A 19,809-nucleotide genomic window follows, 5' to 3' on the forward strand; every position below is an offset into this window, starting at 1 on the left:
TTTGGAACTATACTAATTGTTTGTACAAATCAACATATGCCAAACTTGCTGTATCCCATGAGAAGTCACGTGTCATCGCATTGTGTTGAAGTTGTTTCCAAGCTTCAGCATGATTTTCGTAGACATCGAGAGCTTTTTCAAGGGTTTGAACCATCCAGTAACCTGAGAAGTTACCAAATGAGAAGCCAGTACCTGAGCCTGTTACAGGGTTGTAAGGTTCAACAGTGTCACGAAGACCACCAACCTCACTAACCACTGGCAAGGTACCATAGCGCATAGACATCATTTGAGAGAGACCACATGGTTCGAAGGCTGAAGGCATAAGGAAAATGTCACAACCAGCATAAATTTGTTGAGCCAACTCTAGGTTGAAAGTAATGTTGGCAGACATTTTCTCTGGGTAGGCATGAGCGAACCAAGAGAAAGAATTCTCATAGTCACTGTAACCAGTACCCAAAAGAACAATCTGAACATCATGTTGCAAGATATTGTGGAGCTCATTGACCACCAAATCGAAACCTTTTTGGTCTGTCAAACGAGACACCATACCAATGACTGGTACATCTTCACGAACTGGAAGACCAAGACGTTCTTGAAGCGCTGCCTTGTCTTTGGCTTTACCTGACAAATCATCCACTGAGAAGTGGTAAGGAATGTGAGTATCCGTTTCTGGATCAAGGAGGTCCGTATCGATACCATTAACAATACCAGATAACTTACCAGATTCCATGCGCATGATTTGATCAAGGCCTTTACCAAATTCAGGTGTTTGGATTTCTCCAGCATATGAAGGTGAAACTGTTGTTACACGGTCTGCGTAAAGAACAGCAGCTTTCATCCAGTTGAGGCAGTCATTCCAACGAAGGGTACCATCTGCATAACGCTCATAACCAACACCGAAGATTTCCCAAAGCATACCACTGTCAAATTGACCTTGGAACTCAATATTGTGGATAGTGAAGACTGTCTTAATACCTTGGTAAGCTTGAATCCAATGGTATTTTTCCTTAAGAAGGAATGGAATCATGCCTGTGTGGTAGTCATGAACGTGGAGAACATCTGGAATAAAGTCCACTTTTTCCATCAACTCAAGGGCAGCCATTTGGAAGAAGCCAAAACGCTCACCATCATCCCACTCACCGTATACCGTTCCACGGTTGAAATACTGCTCATTATCAATGAAGTAGAAAGTCACACCATCGCGAACGATTTTCTTGATGCCGACATATTGACGACGCCAACCAACATTTGTATAGAAGAAGCCAAGGTCTTCAACCTGATCGCCAAACTTAGCCGAAACTACATCATAATAAGGGAGAATTACGGCAACTTCGTGACCATTTTTAACAAGAGATTTAGGAAGGGCACCGATAACGTCACCTAGGCCACCTGTTTTAGCGAAAGGCGCACCTTCAGCTGCTACAAATAAAATTTTCATCGTACAATATCCTCTGTTACAACGCTACCTTTTTTGATGACAACTGGGTTGTTTTCTGTACCGCGGATAGTAACGCCGTCAGCAATTTTAACACCTTTATCCACAATAGCATATTCAACAGTAGCATTCTTACCAACTTCAACACGTGGGAAGATGACTGCATGGTTTACAGTTGAACCTTCTGCCAAGTCAACATTACGTGAAACAACAGAATGATCTACTTTACCACGGACAAGAGAACCTGAGGCAAACTGAGAAACTTTAACATCAGATGAAGCTGCATAGTATGTTGGCTCTTCATTTTTAACTTTTGTATAAACTTTTTGGTTTGGTGCAAAAAGTGAATAGAATTTTTGTGATTCCAACATATCCAAGTTAGCATCAAAGTACGCTTTCACTGAGTGGATATTTGAAAGGTAACCAGTGTACTCGTAAGCAAAAGCATTTTCAGCAACTGCCAAATCACGAAGTACATAACGAAGCTTACGTGGTTCTTCTTTAGCTGCTTCTTCTTCCAATTTTTCAATCAAGAATGGTGTATCCACAACAAAGATATCTGTAGACATATTGTAAACTTCTTTATCTCCACCCTGGAAGAGTTCATGGCCAAGCACTTTGTCAGATTCATCAATTTCCAAAATGCTGTTTACATCTGAAATGAGTTCTTTCGGAAGTTTTTTGTAGACAACAGTAATTTTTGGCTCTGCTGTATTGTGAAGGTGGAAAACTTGGTTAAGATCAATATTGACCAAAACATCACTGTTAAGCGCTACCGTTTGGTCTGACCCTGAACGTTTAAGGTAAGTCAAAATTTGACGATAGTATTCTTCATCAACCGTTGAACTTTCAACTGGAGTGTTATAAATACCAAGGTAGTAGTGGCTGAGGAGTGTTGATAAGCCCCACTCACGACCTGAACGAATGTGGTCGAAAACAGAACTGATATTTTCGTTTTGGAAGATACCAAAGACGCTACGGATACCAGCGTTAGCCAAGTTAGACAACGGGAAGTCGATGAGGCGATATTTTCCACCAAATGGTAGGCTGGCAATAGGACGGTGCTCAGTCAAACCATCCATGTCATGGAATCCTACGGTATTTCCTAGAATTGCAGAATATTTATCAATCTTCATCTTTTGGTACCCCCACTACTTCATTGTATCCTACGACTTGCACTTCTTCTGTACCGTCAATTTCCACGCCATCAGAAATGTGTGCCCCTTCACCGATAATCGCACGTTTAATTTTTGCCCCTTTACCGATAACTGCACCACTCATAATCACTGAATCTTCAACGACCGCACCTTCACGGATTTGGGCACTTGTTGAAAGCACTGAATGTTTAACAGTTCCATCAACCAAACAGCCATCAACAACGAGTGAGTCTTCAATTTCAGCATGTTCACCAAAGAAGTTTGGTGGAGCAATCATGTTACGTGAATAAATTTTCCATTGACGGTTACGGCTATCCAAAGCATTTTCTGGAGAAATATACTCCATATTTGCTTCCCAAAGGGATTCGATAGTACCTACGTCCTTCCAGTAGCCTTCAAATTCATAAGCATAGACGCTTTCACCTGTTTCAAGATAAGCAGGAATAACGTTCTTACCAAAGTCAGACATATCAACTGCACTCTTTTCAGCTGAAACCAACATATTGCGAAGACGTTTCCAGTCAAAGATGTAAATACCCATTGATGCCTTAGTAGATTTAGGATTTTCAGGTTTTTCTTCGAATTCGACGATACGGTTATTAGCGTCTGTGTTCATGATACCGAAACGGCTAGCTTCCTTAAGTGGCACATCAAGAACTGCTACAGTAAGACTCGCGTTGTTGTCTTTGTGTGCTTGGAGCATATCATCATAATCCATCTTGTAAATATGGTCACCAGACAAGATTAGAACGTATTCAGGATTGATGCTGTCGATATAGTCAATGTTTTGGTAAATAGCGTGGCTGGTACCTTCGAACCAACGATTACCTTCACTAGCTGAGTAAGGTTGAAGAATTGATACACCAGAGTTAACACCATCCAAGCCCCAACTTGAACCATTTCCGATATGGTTGTTCAAAGCAAGTGGTTGATACTGTGTAATGACACCAACATTGTTAATTCCTGAATTGGCACAGTTTGACAAACCAAAGTCAATGATACGGTAGCGTCCACCAAACTGAACAGCTGGTTTGGCAATACTTTGGGTCAATTTTCCAAGACGAGTTCCTTGCCCACCAGCAAGGATCAAAGCCAACATTTCATTTTTCATGAATAGTCCCCCTCATGATTTTTAGTTTCATCCCAAAAAGGATGACGAGATAATCAGTCGAAACTGGTTATGACAATTAAAGTAAGTTTTTCACTAATGGTAACAGTTCGAAAATCAAAAGCATCTTAGAATTGTGATTTTCTATCTATCACCCCGAAAAACAAATCGTGTACACGTTTAAGTCTACCCTTTATTTCAAGCGACGTTTTACACGCCAGATACTTGCTCCTAGAGCAGGTAGGGTGAAGCTAAGGGTATTTTCATAGTCCTTCCACTTCGCCTTTTGGGTACGGGTTTCAGGATTTCCTTCTTTCCAGACACCACCGAACTCTTCCATCTCAGTGTTAAGCACTTCTTGGTAGATACCAGCTACTGGCAATCCAATTGTGAAGTTTTGTCGTTCCACTGGAGCTAGGTTGAAGACACAGACGAGGAAGTCACCCTTATCGCCTTTGTCATCCTTACGAATGAAGGAAAGAACACTTTCAGCGCGGTTATCCGCATCGATAATTTCAATACCATCGTAAGAATCATCAATTTGCCAGAGAGATTTATGGTCCTTGTAGAAAGCATTCATATGGCTAGTAAAGGCCTGCATCTTCTGGTTCATCTCATCTTCAAGATTACCCCATTCGAGTTGATAATCAAACTTCCACTCCAAGAATTGACCAAACTCAGAACCCATGAAGAGCAATTTCTTACCTGGGTGACAGAGTTGGTAAGCATAGAGGTTACGTAGGCCAGCAAACTGATTGTAGCGATCCCCCCACATCTTATGCATCATACTCTTCTTACCATGAACTACTTCATCATGTGAGAATGGCAGAACATAGTTTTCATTGAAGCAATACATGAAACTGAAAGTCATCAGATTGAAATCGTACTGACGGTAAACTGGATCTTCTTCGTAGAATTTGAGGATATCGTTCATCCAACCCATATTCCATTTGAAGTCGAAACCTAGACCACCCTCTTCAATCGGTTGTGTAATTGGTGTTGCTGCAGTTGATTCTTCCGCAACCATCATGACATCTGGATAGCGTTTTTTAATCTCACGATTGAGTTTTTGAAGGAAGCCATAGCCTTCCAAGTTACGGTTACCACCGTCCTTGTTTGGCATCCATGGACCCTCATCATAGTCCAAATAGAGCATGTTTGAAACTGCATCCACTCGGATACCATCGATATGATAATTTTCAATCCAGTAAAGAGCACTTGAAATAAGGAAAGACTGTACTTGATTTTTCCCTAAGTCAAAGTTAAGTGCACCCCAACGATAGTTATGAGCTCGATCGTGATCCTGATATTCGAAAGTTGGTGTACCATCAAAGTAGGCTAAAGCATCGTCATTCTGTGTATAGTGACCTGGGACCCAGTCTACCAAGACACCGATATTATTCTGGTGACATGCTTCAACAAAATCTTGAAAATCTTCTGGTGTACCATAGGTATGCTCAAAAGCAAAGTAACCCATGAGCTGGTAACCCCAACTCATCCCAAGAGGGTGAGCCATGAGTGGCATGAATTCCACGTGGGTATAGTTCATCTCAACCAAATATGGAATCAACTCTTCTTTCAATTCTTTGAAAGTATAAGGTTGACCATCCTCTTTTAGTTTCCAAGATGATGCATGAGCTTCATAGATATTAACCGGACGTTTTTGGAAACCAAAGCGTTTACGACGACCCATCCAAAGGCCATCCTTCCACTTCTTAGTTTTCTTCTTACGAATCACAGCTCCTGTTCCTGGACGTGGCTCCAAATAAGTAGCGAAAGGATCCATCTTTTCGACTACTTGACCTCCCTTACGTTTCACCAAGAACTTATAGAGTTGTCCTTCTTGAGGGAGGGCTGAACTTACCTCCCAAACACCGATATGGTTTTTGGTCATATCCAGAGGTTCATCAAACCAACCTGTGAAATCTCCAATTACCTGAATCTGCTCAGCATGAGGGGCCCACACACGGAAGACAAATCCTTCTTCTCCCTCCAATTCATGCACACCCAGATAATTCTGAAGGTGGAAGTTCTCACCTGTCCCAAACGTGTACATGGCTTCATCGAGATTCATACCATCACTCCTTTCTAAAACTAGCCTTGATAGATCTAACTATCAAGAAATTAAAACATTGAAATATATGTAAATACACTAGAAAACCCTTCAGATTGATAGGGCTCACAAGCGAATAAAACTGCTTGTGTAAGCGTTTCCTGTATTATAACATTTTTTGACTGCCTTGTCAGTAAATCTCCAAATCTTTTTTCATATTATTGAACACAAAAGTCTTACGTAATTTTCCAGAAATGTGCAATTCAACAATACCTGAATCGTACTCCGCTTTTGCGACATAGAGATTATCGTAAATATCTGCATATGAACGATATGACAATTCTGGTACGGTTTGCTTACGCTCAATTAATTTGGCAACTTTAGCAATCAATTTTTTCTTAAGGGTCACCTGATTCCAATCCACCCGATTGACCTCATCAGGGGCATTGTAGCTATTCATAGCACGCTTAACATCTGCTTCTGTGTAATTTCCATCTTCACCTGTTGCAACCATCTTACTACGCTGGAATTCTTGTCCCAACTGCATGAAACACATCCCTTGCATACTTAGATTAAGAGCATTTGCCAAGTAGATACGTTTTTCAATATCTTCTGGCGAATCATGTGGATGCAAATGATGCATAAGATCATTCAAATTGTAATTGTCATGAGCTTCGATATAGTTGAGGACCTGACCTGGCATGAGGTAGTTTACAAAACCACGGCTACCAAGCAGACTCTTGGCAATCTGGTCTTCCAATGGGGCTCCGGACACATAACCGTTACTGATGTGTCCATAGACTTCTGCCCCTTTAACGGCGTCACGCGCATTGTCATTGAAAAATCCGATTCTAGGCATCAAGGCTGCATTATCCTTCTTGCCCTTTTGATCCACAGGAAGACCAATTCCCATATCCCATCCTTCACCATATAGAAGAATCCTAGGATCAATATCATCCATGGCCGAACGAATGGCATTCATAGTAGCAACATCATGCAAGCCCATAAGGTCAAAACGGAAACCATCCACTCCAAATTCTTCTGCCCAATAGGCCAAAGAATCAATCATATACTTACGGTACATTTCCTTTTCACTGGCTGTTTCATTTCCACATCCTGACCCGTCTTGGAAAGACCCATTGTCATGCATACGGTAGTAATAGGCCGGCACAGACAGTTGGAAGGGAGAGCTGTAAGAAGAATAAGTATGGTTATAAACCACATCCATGATGACCCCAATGCCTGCCTCATGGTAGGCCTGAATCATTTTCTTAAGCTCCAAAATTGGTGCCACGGGATTCTTTTGATCAGCAGCAAATTGACGATCTGGGACATTATAATTCTCAGGATCATACCCCCAGTTATAGAGAAGCTTCCCATCTTTATCGTAGGTTTTATGGTGATCAAAGACCGGTTGCAACTGGACATAATTGTAACCCATGCGTTTGAGGTAATCAAAACCAGTCACATCTCCTAGGGCATTTCTAGTCCCTTTCTGACAGGCACCTAGGTATGTCCCTCTATAGGACTTCTTAACACCAGACGTCTCTGAGATTGAGAAATCACGGAGGTGCATTTCACAGATAACGGATGAGCAAGCATTTTCATTACGCCAGCTCGCTTTTTGCTTCGTAACCTTTTCATACCCTCTTGGTACAAGTCGCTTAGGATCGACCACTAAACTTTTTTTATTATCAAAGCTAAGGGCAATGCTATAAGGGTCTCTCGTATCCTGATAGAAGCTTTCCTCATGATAAACACGAAACTGGTAGGCTACCCCATCCAAATCCTTTTTGACAGTGGTACTCCAAACACCGTGAGTATTCATCTCATGACGATCCTTATTGACACTGGTTCCTCGGCTCATCTTAATGACCTTAGGATTTTTACTACCCTTTTTAAAAAGTAAGAGCTGCACACGACGAGCTAGTGGTGACCAAAGGCGAAACTCTGTAGCCCCTTTTTCATACTTATGCCCTAACCAACCTTGAAAACCCCACTTTTGATCAAATTCCTGTCTACGAAGAGCCATATCAAAGGCATGCTGGTCGCTACCTTCAAAACTATGGCTAGTCAAGGCTGCCTGTTTAGAATAATAGACCGTTGGATCACCTTCAACTATCCAAATAGCATTGGGAGCATCCCCTAGGAAGCGTCGGACACGATAATCATGTGTTTGCCTCGACCAGTCTTCCGTTTTGACCAAAAGATTGACAGAATCAATAAAACGATTAGAGGGAGAAGTAACCTGACCAACAAGGCCAAAATCGTCCTCACGTGAAAAATGGGCCTCTTCGCCCCAATAACCATCTAGCCACTTCCACATACTATATCGGGAATAGTCGCCATGCATACTATGAAAATGAACGGTTAATAAATTGTCCATTTTTTAACTCCTTAGTTTTTATTACTCACTCTTTCTCCTATTATAGCAGAAAATGTTCGTTTTGTAAGCGTTCTTATGGAATATTTTGCAATTTTTTGGTCTATTTTGAACATAAAAAAAGAATGAGAAAACAAATGGCAAAATACTCATTTTTCTCATTTCTTTTGTCTGTTCTAATTCCTTTCAAAACCAGGCTTGTGACTCTTTCCAGTTCATTATTCTTGAGTCATCAAAACCTTACGTGGTTTGGTGCCTTCAGCCGGTCCGATAACACCGGCTTCTTCCAATTCTTCCATTAAACGAGTGGCACGGTTGAAACCAACTGACAGACGTCGCTGAATCATGGAAGCACTGGCTTTTTGTGTTTCAAGGACCAAAGCCTTAGCTTCTTCAAAGAGAGGGTCTCCTTCTGAGCTACCAGCATTGGCAGACGAACCTCCACCAAAATCATTCTCAGAAACTTCACCAGGGTCAAAGCTCTCATCGTAGTCAGCAGAAGCCTGATCCTTGATAAAGGTCACAATACGTTCCACGTCATCATCAGAAATGAAGGAACCTTGTAGACGAACAGGGTGGTTCTCATCAATCGGTTTGAAAAGCATATCCCCACGTCCGAGTAGCTTTTCTGCCCCATTTTCATCTAAAATGGTACGACTATCCGTTCCCGAAGACACCGCAAAGGCCACACGAGAAGGCACATTGGCCTTAATCAAACCAGAGATAACATCAACCGACGGACGTTGAGTGGCGAGAATCATGTGAATTCCCGCAGCACGCGCTTTTTGTCCCAGACGAATGATGGCATCTTCCACTTCCTTACTGGCTACCATCATCAAGTCAGCCAGCTCATCAACGATAACCACAATTAAAGGTAGGGGAATCTGTTTTTCTTGGGATTGGGCATTCCAATCTTCAACCTTGGCATTGTAGCCAGCAATGTTACGTACGCCAAACTTACTAAAGAGTTCGTAACGATTTTCCATCTCATCTACCACTTTTTGAAGAGCCTTGGCAGCCTTACGTGGGTTAGTCACCACAGGGATAAGGAGATGAGGAATATCATTGTAAACAGAGAGCTCAACCATCTTAGGATCGACCATGAGGAACTTAACCTGGTCAGGACGAGCCTTCATAAGAATACTAGAGATGATTCCGTTAACCGCAACCGATTTACCAGAACCTGTTGACCCAGCCACCAGCAAGTGAGGCATCCGTCCCAAATCAAAGCTACGAGCCGAGCCATCAACTGCCTTACCGAGAGGAACTTCCAAGAGCTTATTAGAATCCGTCTTGGACTGTTCCCAAAGTTCACGGAAAGAAACCGTCGCAATCTCAGAGTTAGGCACTTCGATCCCAACCAAAGATTTTCCAGGAATAGGGGCCTCAATACGGACATCTTTCGCAGCTAGAGCCAGAGCCAAGTCATCAGCTAGATTTGAAATACGATTAACACGAACCCCAACAGCAGGCTTGACCTCGTACTTGGTCACTGATGGTCCAATTTCGGCTCGCTCAACCTTGACGTCAATATTGAAACTCTTGAAAGTATCTTCTAAGATTCGAATATTCTTACGAACGATGTTTTTCTCTTTAGATTGACTCTTAGGCTTATCAGGTGCAAAGAGATCTATCTGAGGTAATTTATACTGTAAGAGCTCCTTCGGTGTGAAATCAACCTCGACAGGTGCATCATCTCCCTCAACAACCATAGATGGCGGAAACTCCTCGGTTGGCACATCCTCTGGATAAGGTGCATAATCTTCTTGAAAATCCTCATAATCCTCTGGAGGGAGATTATCATAGTAGTCCTCAGAGGCATAATCACTGATTTCAGGTTCAGGTGCAAAAATCTCAGTTTCTTGTGGTAACTCCTCTGCAGCATCATCTAAGATTTCTCCCGTCTCCTCGTCAACAGTTAAATCAGCCAGACGCTCGGCTTCGGCACGTTCTTCCGCCTCACGTTCTTTCTGAGCCTGACGTTCTGCCTTCTTTTCCTGACGTTGTGCCGTCCGTTCCAAACGTTTCTCAGCCCCTTTCTGCCAAGCATCCTTAGCATACTCCATGATATCCAAGACATCCCAAGGGCTAAGAATGAAGGCACCCAAGAAAATGATCAATACCCCAATCATGAAGCTACCGATATTTGAAAAGAGGAAGGAAATCGGTTGGTATAGGAGAGCCCCCAACATACCACCACCCGCAAAACGAGCTACTTGCACACTGACCAGTTCCCCAAAAAGCAAGTCCTTGGTACCAGGGAAAATATCCAGACCACTCATGCGTTCTAGACTAAAGAGATAGGCGTGAAACTCCAACAAGAGACCCGCGAAGATCATCCAAAATCCTGTTACGTAGTTACTATGTTTACGTAACCATTTAAAGCCAAAGAGATAAACATAGATAGCAAAAATTAAAGGATAAGCCATACTCCCCACAAATACTCGAAAGAGATTATAGAGGGTAACCCCAAAGAAACCCAATCGAAAGACTGGGAAAATTAAGACAAAGGCAAAAAAGAAGGTCCATAGCATTCGCTTAATCGCCTTCTGTCTGTCTAATTCTGCTTTTGTAAGCCGCTTCTTACTGTTCTTAGAAGTCGACCCTTTTTTCGTTTTTTTCGTTGTAGCCATAGGTGTATTATACCACGTTTTTAGACATGAAAAAAGAGAGATAGGTCTCTCCTTAGATTGAAGACAAAGTCTTTTTTTGAGACTTTCCTTCTTTTGACATTATTCTTCAATTAATGATGTTGAGTGAACCGGACGATTCTTACCGTCTGGATCAATATATTGGATAGCTTGGTTGATAGCGATAGGAGCTTCACCCATTCCCACAGCAATCAAATCAATCTTACCCTCATATTCTGCCGCATCACCGATAGCATAAACACCTTCTTGTGAGGTTTCAAACTGCGCATTAACAGTAATGCTAGAGCGTTTGTAATCAACATTCCAGTTACGAAGATTTTTATTGTTGGTTGAGAAGCCAAAGCTAACAATAAGGGCATCAAGTGGCAATTCCACAACCTCATCTGAATTAACTTTTTGAACGGTCAAACTTTGGGCAAGACCATTTTCACCCTTAATTTCAAGTGGCACATAAGGCGTCATCACATTAACTGACGATTGATGAAGCAGTTCTACACTATGCTCATGGGCACGAAAGGCATCACGACGGTGAATCAAAGTCACGCTCTCAGCAATCCCATCCAAGTGATTAGCCCAGTCAACAGCTGAATCTCCACCACCAGCAATCACAACCTTCTTGCCGGCAAATTGGTCAAGACTATGCACATTATAGAACAAGTTATTGTCCGCATAATCTTCTTCATTGTCCACACCCAAAGGACGGGGAGCGAAGGCACCATTCCCACAAGCAATGACGATAGCCTTAGACAAGTGTTGGCCCTTACTAGTGGCAATTATGAAGATGCCTTCTTTCTTTTCAAAGGTTTGCACTTCTTCTTTCAAATGAATACTGACACGATCTTCAAAACGCTTAAGTTGAGTCAAGAGATTTTCTGTCAATTCCGCACCTGTCGTTTGCGGAAAGGCTGGAATATCGTAGATCTTCTTCTCTGGATAGAGAACGGCAGGTTGTCCACCAAGCTCTGACAGACTCTCAATAATATTAACAGTCATACCACGTAGACCGGCGTAAAAGGCAGCCCAAAGTCCTACTGGCCCACCACCGATAATGGTAATATCGTAAATCTTTTCTTCTGACATTTTATTTCCCTTCTGCTTTTATCTCATCTAAAATCTGACGTTCTTCATCCGTAAAGTCATAGTTTTCCAAGAGGTCTGGTCGACGCTCCCAGGTCTTACGCAAACTCTGTTCCATACGCCAACGTCGAATATTGACGTGGTGCCCTGACAAGAGAACATCTGGCACCTTCATGCCACGAAACTCAGCTGGGCGCGTGTACTGTGGAAATTCCAAAAGCCCTGATGAGAAACTATCATCCTTATGACTAGCTTCCTTACCTAAAACTTCAGGAATCAAGCGGACAGTCGCATCTACAATAGTCATTGCAGCCAACTCTCCCCCAGTTAAGACAAAATCTCCCAAGGAAATCTCATCTGTCACTAAGGTTTTGATGCGCTCATCATAGCCCTCATAGTGACCACAGATAAAGACCAATTCCTCTTCTTGCGCCAATTCTTCTGCATAGGCCTGATCAAAGGTACGACCCGCAGGATCTAAGAGAATAACGCGAGGTTTTGTGACGTCTAACTTGTCAAAGGTATCAAAAATTGGCTGGGCACGTAGCAACATACCTTGACCGCCACCGTAAGGTTCATCATCTACGTGACGAGCCTTCTCCGCATTTTCACGAAAATTGTGATAGTTGATTTCTAGAAGGCCCTTATCCTTTGCCTTACCAACAATGGAATGCTCTAAGGGAGCAAACATATCTGGAAATAGGGTCAAGATATCAATCTTCATCGTCTAATCCTTCCATGAGCTCAACCTCAACACGTCCAGCTGCAACATCAACATCGAGAACTACAGGTGGGATGTATGGCAAGAGCAAATCTTTTTTGCCTTTACGTTTTACTACCCAAACATCATTAGCGCCCGGCTGGAGAATCTCTTTGACCTGACCAATCAAAGTATCACCTTCGTAAACATCAAGGCCAATGATTTCATGGTAGTAAAATTCCCCATCATCAAGGTCTGTTAAATTTTCCTCAGCAATCTTGAGGCTGCAGCCCTTATACTTCTCCACATCATTGATATGGTAAAGCCCCTTAAACTTAACGATATCAAAGTTTTTATGTTTACGGTGACTCGCAATCTCAACATCCGTGATGTAATTGTCTTTGTCATCAAAAAGGGCTAGGACACTCTTCTTCTTAAAACGCTCATCCGCAAAATCTGTTACAGATAAAACACGAAGTTCCCCCTGCAAGCCCTGTGTATTCACAATCTTTCCAACGTTATAGTATGTCATTGAATTTCCTTATTATATGTTTTCTTATGCAAATGAAACCACGACTCGACTAACTGCATAGCATCATCTGATAACCATCACAAAACAAACATTTTACATCAGGTCGAGGTCTTGTCATTTATAATTTTAAAGTGGTATAAAATGTCTGGCTTAGGCCAGCCAACCCCTCTATTTTATCAAAAAGGACACAAAAAAACCAGCTTTCTCCAGCTGGCACTTATAGTCCGTACGGGATTCGAACCCGTGTTACCGCCGTGAAAAGGCGGTGTCTTAACCCCTTGACCAACGGACCATAATCTGTGTCTCTACCCTCAGGTAGAACTGGGGTAGCTGGATTCGAACCAACGCATGAGGGAGTCAAAGTCCCTTGCCTTACCGCTTGGCTATACCCCAAAAGACTCTTATTATTCTACAGAAAAACTAGTGGGCTGTCAACACTTTTTTAAACTTTTTTCAAAAAAAGCAACCGGAAATACCGATTGCTAGGAGTTAGGAGATTTCATCATCTAAGCGAACTTAGATAGATGATATGAGGTCGCTTCAACCTCATATGAAAAAAGAAAAGTTTTAGGATGATTTCATTATATGTTTTACTAGAAATAAAGTCAAAAGATTTGACTTGAAAAATCCGAGTAAGGGGTAAGAATTATGATAACTCTCCCTAGCCTCTAAATAACAAGGTTAGTTGATAACTTTATTCATCATCCTGTGAAACCAAATGATGTCTAAAGGCATAAACGACAGCCTGAGTACGATCATCAACATTGAGTTTTCCTAGGATGTTAGACACGTGAGTTTTAACGGTTTTCAATGAAATGAATAGCTCGTTAGCAATGGTCTGATTGTCATAACCCTTAGCCAAAAGTGCCAGGATATCACGTTCACGTGCCGTCAAGTCGTCGTGTAGGTCCGGGTGGCTATCGTGGTATTTAATCTTATTGTCCACCTCAGTTTCGATAGCTTCTTCACCACGGTAAACCTTACGGATACTATTAAGAATCTCTGCCGCACTGCTAGTTTTAAGCATATAACCTTTAGCACCAGCTTCAATGACTGGATAAATTTTTTCATTATCCAAATAGCTAGTCAAAACCAAAATCTTGGCTTCTGGCCATTCTTTGAGCAATTCCAAAGTCGCTTGAACACCATCTAATTCAGGCATGACAAGGTCCATTACGACGACATCTGGACGAAGTTCCAGGGCAAGGTCAACACCTTCTCGGCCATTGCTCGCTTCTCCAACCACTTCGACATCTCCTTGGAGATTCAGGAAACTCTTAAGGCCCAAACGGACCATCTCATGGTCATCGACCAAAATCACATTTATCTTATTCGACATTGTCTTCTCCTCTTAATATCGGCACACGAACATCAATAGATGTTCCTTTACCTGTAGCAGATAGGAACTGCACAGTTCCCGCCATTTCATCGACACGCTCCTGGATATTTTTCAGTCCATAACTCATCTCGTCAGTCGACGCATTTAAATCATAACCAACACCATTATCCAACATTTTCAATTGAATTTCCTGACTATTTTGATAGAGATAAACCTCTATCTGGCTAGCCTTGGCGTGTTTAAGAGTATTAGAGATAAACTCTTGGGCAATCCTAAAGAGATTATTTTCAATACGCTTAGGCACTTTCTTAACCATATCCTTGTAGACGACATGGATATTGGATTTATCGGTTAATTCCTTAAGAATCATCTGCAAGCCTTCTTGCAAGGTCTTGTTCTCAAGCTCTGTCGGACGAAGATGCAAAAGCAAGACACGCATATCTTTTTGAGCGTCCGTCAGCATGGCCTCAACCGCCTGAATTTGATTATGCAAATCTTCTTTACTTAGCTGGTCCGCCATCTGAGAGACACCAGATAGGATCATACTAGCCGCAAAAAGCTCCTGACTAACGGTATCGTGAAGGTCACGAGCAATACGTCCTCGCTCCTTCTTAATAATATCACGGCTTTGAAGAGCTTGGGCATTCTCAGTTTTCTGCAAGTCCTTAGTCAATTTACGCATCTTATGAGATAAACGCATCATATTCTTGTCTAACTCAATATCTCCCTGACGTTTGACTGGTTGATTATTGATAATGCGGCGCAAATCCTGATTGACTGATCGCATACTGTTATCATTGGCAATGGCCCAAAGAATATAAAGCAAAATGAGCAAACTCAGAACCACAAAAAACATGTTAAAAAGGAAATGGAAGACCTGAGACAGATTACCAAAAACCAATGAAAAGTTAAGGTTAAAGCTATCCATAACCACTAGGGTAACGCCAACCAGAACAACAACTGAATAAATCAGAATCAAAAATAGGTACTGTTTCTTCATTTGCGACGTACCTCCACTGGTCCAGCTCCCACATTGAGAATCAATTTCACTGTTCGATGAGCATGTTCATACTCCGCCCCCTGCAAGGTCAATCTTTCGTAACGGAGGTCGTACTCATCTTCATTGAAGAAGGTGACAGAGCTATAAATCGCTGATATATTGAGCTTGACGGAAACATCAATTGGTACCAAGATAGTCGTCGGACCATAAAGTTTCTGCAAAATCACAACATTATCTCGCCCCGAGACGATAACTTGGGTCAAATCAATCACATCTGTCCCAAAGAAACGAATGATATTGATATCATCAAAGTCATAGCGATCACTGACAGGTTCCATCCGAGTTCCAATCCACTGATTTCGCACAGCCTGAGGATCCAAGTCGTCTTCCTTGAATTGAATAAGAGCGTAGCGATTCTTTTTCTTGACCTGTGAAAAATGGTTAATCATGACATAGGCCACACCCACCAAAATCGCAAGCACCACATAGATATTCCACATGGAAACCAGAAAAAGTGAGATCAAACAGATGGTCAAGACAAAATCACTTTTGGATTCCTTATTAAAAAAGCGAACCGCTAACAAGGTCAAAACCAGAATGAAAATAAAACTGGTAATATCATTATTAAAAATGGTAATCAGGCCCAGAGTCAAAAGCAGGGCTTCCACCACTAAGAAAAAATTAAATTTGGTCATAAGGACCTCTCAAATAAAAGTATACAGGCTTCATTCTATCAAATTTTAAGGCAATTGACAAAAAGACCCAGTTTGAGCACTGACTAACCAAGATAGAAAAGAGGCAGAAGAAAGCAAAAAAGTGCCTCCATTACAGGAAACACAGTCTTTCATTCAAAAATCTTAATCGTCAGTATCGTCCATTTTGCTTTTTATCATTAGCACTGTACTTCTGATTTCCTCCAGTATGACACGCTGCTCTGCTAATTCTTTCTTAAGTTCGGCTAATTTTCGTTCAGTCTGACGACCTGACCGCACAAAAATATTATTAAGAGAGCTAGTTAACAACCCTAGAGTGGCAATCCCACTAAACATGAGAATAACAGCGACTGCCTTACCTACAAGCGTTTTAGGGACGATATCTCCATAACCAACCGTAGTCACCGTTGCTACAGACCACCAAATAGCATCTATAAAATTATGGTGTTCTACTCGAGCAATAACAGCACTACTGATAAGAATGATAATACTATTAACCGAAAGTAGAAAATAAAAGCCATTTCTGCGATTGATACGATTGGAAATATGCTTGAGCTTGCCACTCAAACCAATTAAACGTGAGAGTTTGGCCAACCTGGCAAAGCGTCCCACTCTTGAAAAACGTAGGAAGGTAAAGACTTCATTATAGGGAATAATAGCCAACAAGTCCAACACATGTGTTTTAACAAAAATTCGCTTACGAGGTGCTAAGGAGAAACGAATCGCATAATCAATGGCAAAGATGAGCGTTATAGACTGATCTATCACTCTAAAAGGTCGCCTTCCAATTGAAATTAAGCCAACTAAATCAAAGATAACCAAGCCAATGGAAATCAGGGCCAGGACTGTTATGACAATATCGTAGGTAATGATATACCTTCTCAGTTTTCTACGGTTTCTCATAGCGTCTCTCCTATATGTGATGTCTTCATTATAAAAGAATCTCTGACCTCTGGCAAGCAAGCTTTTTAGGCTATCGACAATATCTCTAGGTAGCAAAAAAGAGAGATTAAATAACCTCTCTTCATTATGTCTAAGTTTTGTAATCTATTGTAGTTCTGTGTGAGTAGCCTCTGTCGAGGTTTCAGTGCTTGAAGTTGTACTGTCAGTACTTGAGCTCGTTGATGACGAATGTGTCGTACTACTTGAGCTTGACTGAAGGTTTGAACTTGCTGTTGCAACCGAAACATAGAGAATCACTGTACCATCAACACTTGTACCAGCTTGTGGATCTTGATAAAGGACCTCCGTACTGCTAGGAATCTTATCCTTATCTAACTTAGCACCAGTATTATAGTCGTGGTACTCGATGCTACTACTTGAGATATTCTTACGATTCAAGGTTTGAACTGCTGTTGAAACCGTCAAACCAGTCACATCAGGCATGGTAACTATCTTAGGAGTTGCCACACGGAACTTAATCTTAGCCTTACTATCCTTAGGATTGAAAGACTTGTTTTTCCCTGGACTTTGAGATAGGATTTCTCCCTCTTCAGCACTGTCGTCTTCGACATGCTGAATATCAATTTGGTCCTCAGAAACACCATAATTCGAAGTTAAGTCCTCAATGGCATCCTTATAGTTTTTACCCTTGTAGTCTTTCAAAGCGAAACCTTTACTACCAGAAGAAACATAGACATCAATGCTTGATCCCTCTTTTCGTGTGGTTCCAGCTGTAGGATCGGTCTTGATGACCTTCCCCGTATCGACAGAGTCATCTTCCACTTCTTTGACTTCTCCTACCTTAAATCCAGCACCCTCAATTTTAGTCTGAGCTGTGGACAACTCCTGACCGACCACATTAGGTACTTGGACATTATCAGGATTGGTAAAGACTAAATAGGCAAAGATGATAATACCAATAAAGACAAGTCCTAGGAAAACCTTGAGTAAGGTTGAGAAGAAGTTCTTCTTTTTCTTCTTAGCTGGTGTCGTTTTTTTCCTTGGTTGTTTACTTGGAGCAGGTGTAGGCTCTGATGGTTCAGCAGCAACGGCTTTTTTCTCAAGACTTGCTGATGGAACTGGATCAACCTTCGGCAAGGTCTTGGTATCCGTCATATCATCAAAGACTACCTTGGCATCGCGTCGATGACTAGGATGCAAACTCGTTACCAAGTCACGGCTCATTTCCAAAGTACTATTGTAACGATTTTCTAGTTTTTTGGCTGTTGCTCGAATAACCACGTTTTCCAAAGCTTGGGGAACGTTACGGTTCTCTGCCAAAATCGATGGTAGTGGTTTTTGGAAATGTTGGAGTGCAATGGTTACTGCACTATCGCCATCATAAGGAATATGACCTGTCAACATTTCAAAAAGCATAATACCCATAGCATAGATGTCACTTTGGATAGTCGCTTTAGATCCACGAGCCTGCTCTGGTGAGAGGTAGTGGACAGAACCCAACATAGAGTTCGTTTGAGTTAGACTGGTCTCTGCAAAGGCAACCGCAATTCCGAAGTCTGTGACCTTGGCTGTACCGTCCTTAGTTAAAAGAACGTTTTGTGGCTTAAGGTCACGGTGGATAATGCCCTTTTGATGGGCAAGAGTCATGGCGGAAAGGACCTCCCCCATGATACGCACAACATCTTGGTTAGAAAGTGGCGCATGGTCTTGAATGTATTTCTTCAAGTCCGAACCGTCCACATACTCCATCACCAAGAACTGCTGGCCGTCTTCTTCGCCAATATCTCGGATAGCAACGATATTAGGATGACTGAGTTCTGCCATGGCACGCGCTTCACGTTGGAAACGGGCCACAGCCACCTGATCAGTTTGGTAATTGGTACGAAGTACCTTAATAGCCACTTTTTCATTATCCAGAATCAGGTCATTAGCCAGATAAACATCCGCCATACCACCACGTCCGATAGATTTAAGGATTCGATAACGTCCAGCAAATAATTTGCCAACTTGGATCATTATCCTTCCTCACTTTCTATCTTAATGAGAGCAACGGTAATATTATCAAGTCCACCTGCCTCATTGGCTGCAGCTACCAAACGACTCGTTTTTTCTTCGACGAAACCAGGGCTGTTGACAATATGAACAATCTGTTCGACTGAAATCATGTTGGTCAAACCATCTGAATTGGCCAAAATATAGTCCCCTGGTTCCAATTGTTGAACACCAAGGTCAGCCTCAATCGGAGCAGCTTGCCCAATAGATTGCGTAATGATATTACGTTGTGGGTGAACCGCTGCTTCTTCTTCGGTCAACTGACCAGCCTTGATAAGAGCATTGACCAAAGAATGGTCATTCGTCAATTGCTTATACTCACCATTACGGATAAGGGCAATACGTGAATCCCCAACATGGGCAAAAATCACAGCATTATCAACAAAGGCAAGAACCTCGATAGTTGTTCCCATTCCCTTATATTCTTCGTTTTGGCCAAGTTCATAAATTTTACGATTTTCTGCATCAATGGCAGCAATCATCCAATCACGAATCTGACTCAACTCACGAAAATCAGTGTTAATCCAGTCTCGACCAAGATCAGTCACTGACATCTCACTGGCAATATTTCCAGCACGGTGTCCGCCCATCCCATCTGCAACAACGACAAGGGTAACACCAGCTTGGTTGACAAATTTATTAACAAAATCTTGGTTATTTGACCGTTTTTGGCCAATGTCCGTTAATAATGATATTTCCATAGTTT

Annotated in this window: 15 protein-coding genes and 2 tRNA genes; all 17 read right to left on the reverse strand. The window is 41.9% G+C overall.

The annotated features are described in order from the left end of the window. Nucleotides 1–7: 7 nt before the first annotated feature. The 17 genes from glgA to H7T99_RS02870 all read right to left on the reverse strand — a co-directional run bounded on the left by glgA (nt 8) and on the right by H7T99_RS02870 (nt 19,804). Nucleotides 8–1,438: a glycogen synthase GlgA gene (gene glgA / locus H7T99_RS02790; RefSeq protein ID WP_037602976.1), complete on the reverse strand. Its 1,431-nt coding sequence runs from the start codon at nt 1,436–1,438 to the stop codon at nt 8–10. After that, a complete protein-coding gene (glgD, locus tag H7T99_RS02795; protein ID WP_037602979.1) occupies nt 1,435–2,571 on the reverse strand; it encodes a glucose-1-phosphate adenylyltransferase subunit GlgD in 1,137 nt (378 codons plus the stop codon). The genes glgA and glgD overlap by 4 nt, the downstream gene beginning before the upstream one ends. Beyond that, nucleotides 2,561–3,703, reverse strand: a complete 1,143-nt coding sequence (locus H7T99_RS02800; protein WP_014634805.1) for a glucose-1-phosphate adenylyltransferase — start codon at nt 3,701–3,703, stop codon at nt 2,561–2,563. The genes glgD and H7T99_RS02800 overlap by 11 nt, the downstream gene beginning before the upstream one ends. Before the next feature lie 190 nt (nt 3,704–3,893). Further along, nucleotides 3,894–5,774 carry a 1,4-alpha-glucan branching protein GlgB gene (gene glgB / locus H7T99_RS02805; protein ID WP_037602982.1) on the reverse strand — a complete coding sequence of 627 codons (1,881 nt, stop codon included), beginning with the start codon at nt 5,772–5,774 and terminating at the stop codon, nt 3,894–3,896. A 169-nt stretch (nt 5,775–5,943) separates the two neighbouring features. Beyond that, complete coding sequence (pulA, locus tag H7T99_RS02810) at nt 5,944–8,139, reverse strand: type I pullulanase (RefSeq protein ID WP_051677080.1); 2,196 nt, start codon at nt 8,137–8,139, stop codon at nt 5,944–5,946. Between the two features lie 215 nt (nt 8,140–8,354). Continuing rightward, nucleotides 8,355–10,769, reverse strand: a complete 2,415-nt coding sequence (locus tag H7T99_RS02815) for a DNA translocase FtsK (protein ID WP_037602985.1) — start codon at nt 10,767–10,769, stop codon at nt 8,355–8,357. A 99-nt stretch (nt 10,770–10,868) separates the two neighbouring features. Further along, nucleotides 10,869–11,867 (reverse strand): NAD(P)/FAD-dependent oxidoreductase, encoded by a 999-nt coding sequence (locus H7T99_RS02820; RefSeq protein WP_037602988.1) that lies wholly within the window; start codon nt 11,865–11,867, stop codon nt 10,869–10,871. Between the two features lies 1 nt (nt 11,868). Next, entirely contained in the window at nt 11,869–12,588 is a 720-nt protein-coding gene (gene trmD, locus H7T99_RS02825; protein ID WP_037602991.1) for a tRNA (guanosine(37)-N1)-methyltransferase TrmD, read from the reverse strand. Beyond that, nucleotides 12,578–13,096 (reverse strand): ribosome maturation factor RimM, encoded by a 519-nt coding sequence (gene rimM, locus H7T99_RS02830; RefSeq protein ID WP_037602994.1) that lies wholly within the window; start codon nt 13,094–13,096, stop codon nt 12,578–12,580. The genes trmD and rimM overlap by 11 nt, the downstream gene beginning before the upstream one ends. A 220-nt stretch (nt 13,097–13,316) precedes the next feature. Further along, nucleotides 13,317–13,388: transfer RNA gene (locus tag H7T99_RS02835), tRNA-Glu, on the reverse strand. A gap of 29 nt (nt 13,389–13,417) precedes the next feature. Then, nucleotides 13,418–13,489 (reverse strand) — tRNA-Gln (locus H7T99_RS02840). A 301-nt stretch (nt 13,490–13,790) separates the two neighbouring features. After that, on the reverse strand, nt 13,791–14,435 hold the full coding sequence (locus H7T99_RS02845) for a response regulator transcription factor (protein WP_002891417.1): 645 nt from the start codon (nt 14,433–14,435) through the stop codon (nt 13,791–13,793). Next, nucleotides 14,425–15,435 carry a sensor histidine kinase gene (locus H7T99_RS02850; protein ID WP_037602997.1) on the reverse strand — a complete coding sequence of 337 codons (1,011 nt, stop codon included), beginning with the start codon at nt 15,433–15,435 and terminating at the stop codon, nt 14,425–14,427. The genes H7T99_RS02845 and H7T99_RS02850 overlap by 11 nt, the downstream gene beginning before the upstream one ends. Beyond that, a complete protein-coding gene (gene liaF, locus H7T99_RS02855) occupies nt 15,432–16,130 on the reverse strand; it encodes a cell wall-active antibiotics response protein LiaF (RefSeq protein WP_037603001.1) in 699 nt (232 codons plus the stop codon). Before liaF ends, H7T99_RS02850 begins: the two co-directional genes overlap by 4 nt. A 162-nt stretch (nt 16,131–16,292) precedes the next feature. Continuing rightward, nucleotides 16,293–17,051: a potassium channel family protein gene (locus H7T99_RS02860; RefSeq protein ID WP_037598279.1), complete on the reverse strand. Its 759-nt coding sequence runs from the start codon at nt 17,049–17,051 to the stop codon at nt 16,293–16,295. A gap of 144 nt (nt 17,052–17,195) precedes the next feature. After that, nucleotides 17,196–19,067, reverse strand: a complete 1,872-nt coding sequence (gene pknB / locus H7T99_RS02865) for a Stk1 family PASTA domain-containing Ser/Thr kinase (protein WP_037603004.1) — start codon at nt 19,065–19,067, stop codon at nt 17,196–17,198. Then, nucleotides 19,067–19,804 (reverse strand): Stp1/IreP family PP2C-type Ser/Thr phosphatase, encoded by a 738-nt coding sequence (locus tag H7T99_RS02870; protein ID WP_037603112.1) that lies wholly within the window; start codon nt 19,802–19,804, stop codon nt 19,067–19,069. The genes pknB and H7T99_RS02870 overlap by 1 nt, the downstream gene beginning before the upstream one ends. Nucleotides 19,805–19,809 lie beyond the last annotated feature (5 nt).

It is taken from the genome of Streptococcus sp. 17.1 (assembly GCF_016648655.1).
Classification (GTDB): Bacteria; Bacillota; Bacilli; order Lactobacillales; family Streptococcaceae; genus Streptococcus; species Streptococcus salivarius_E.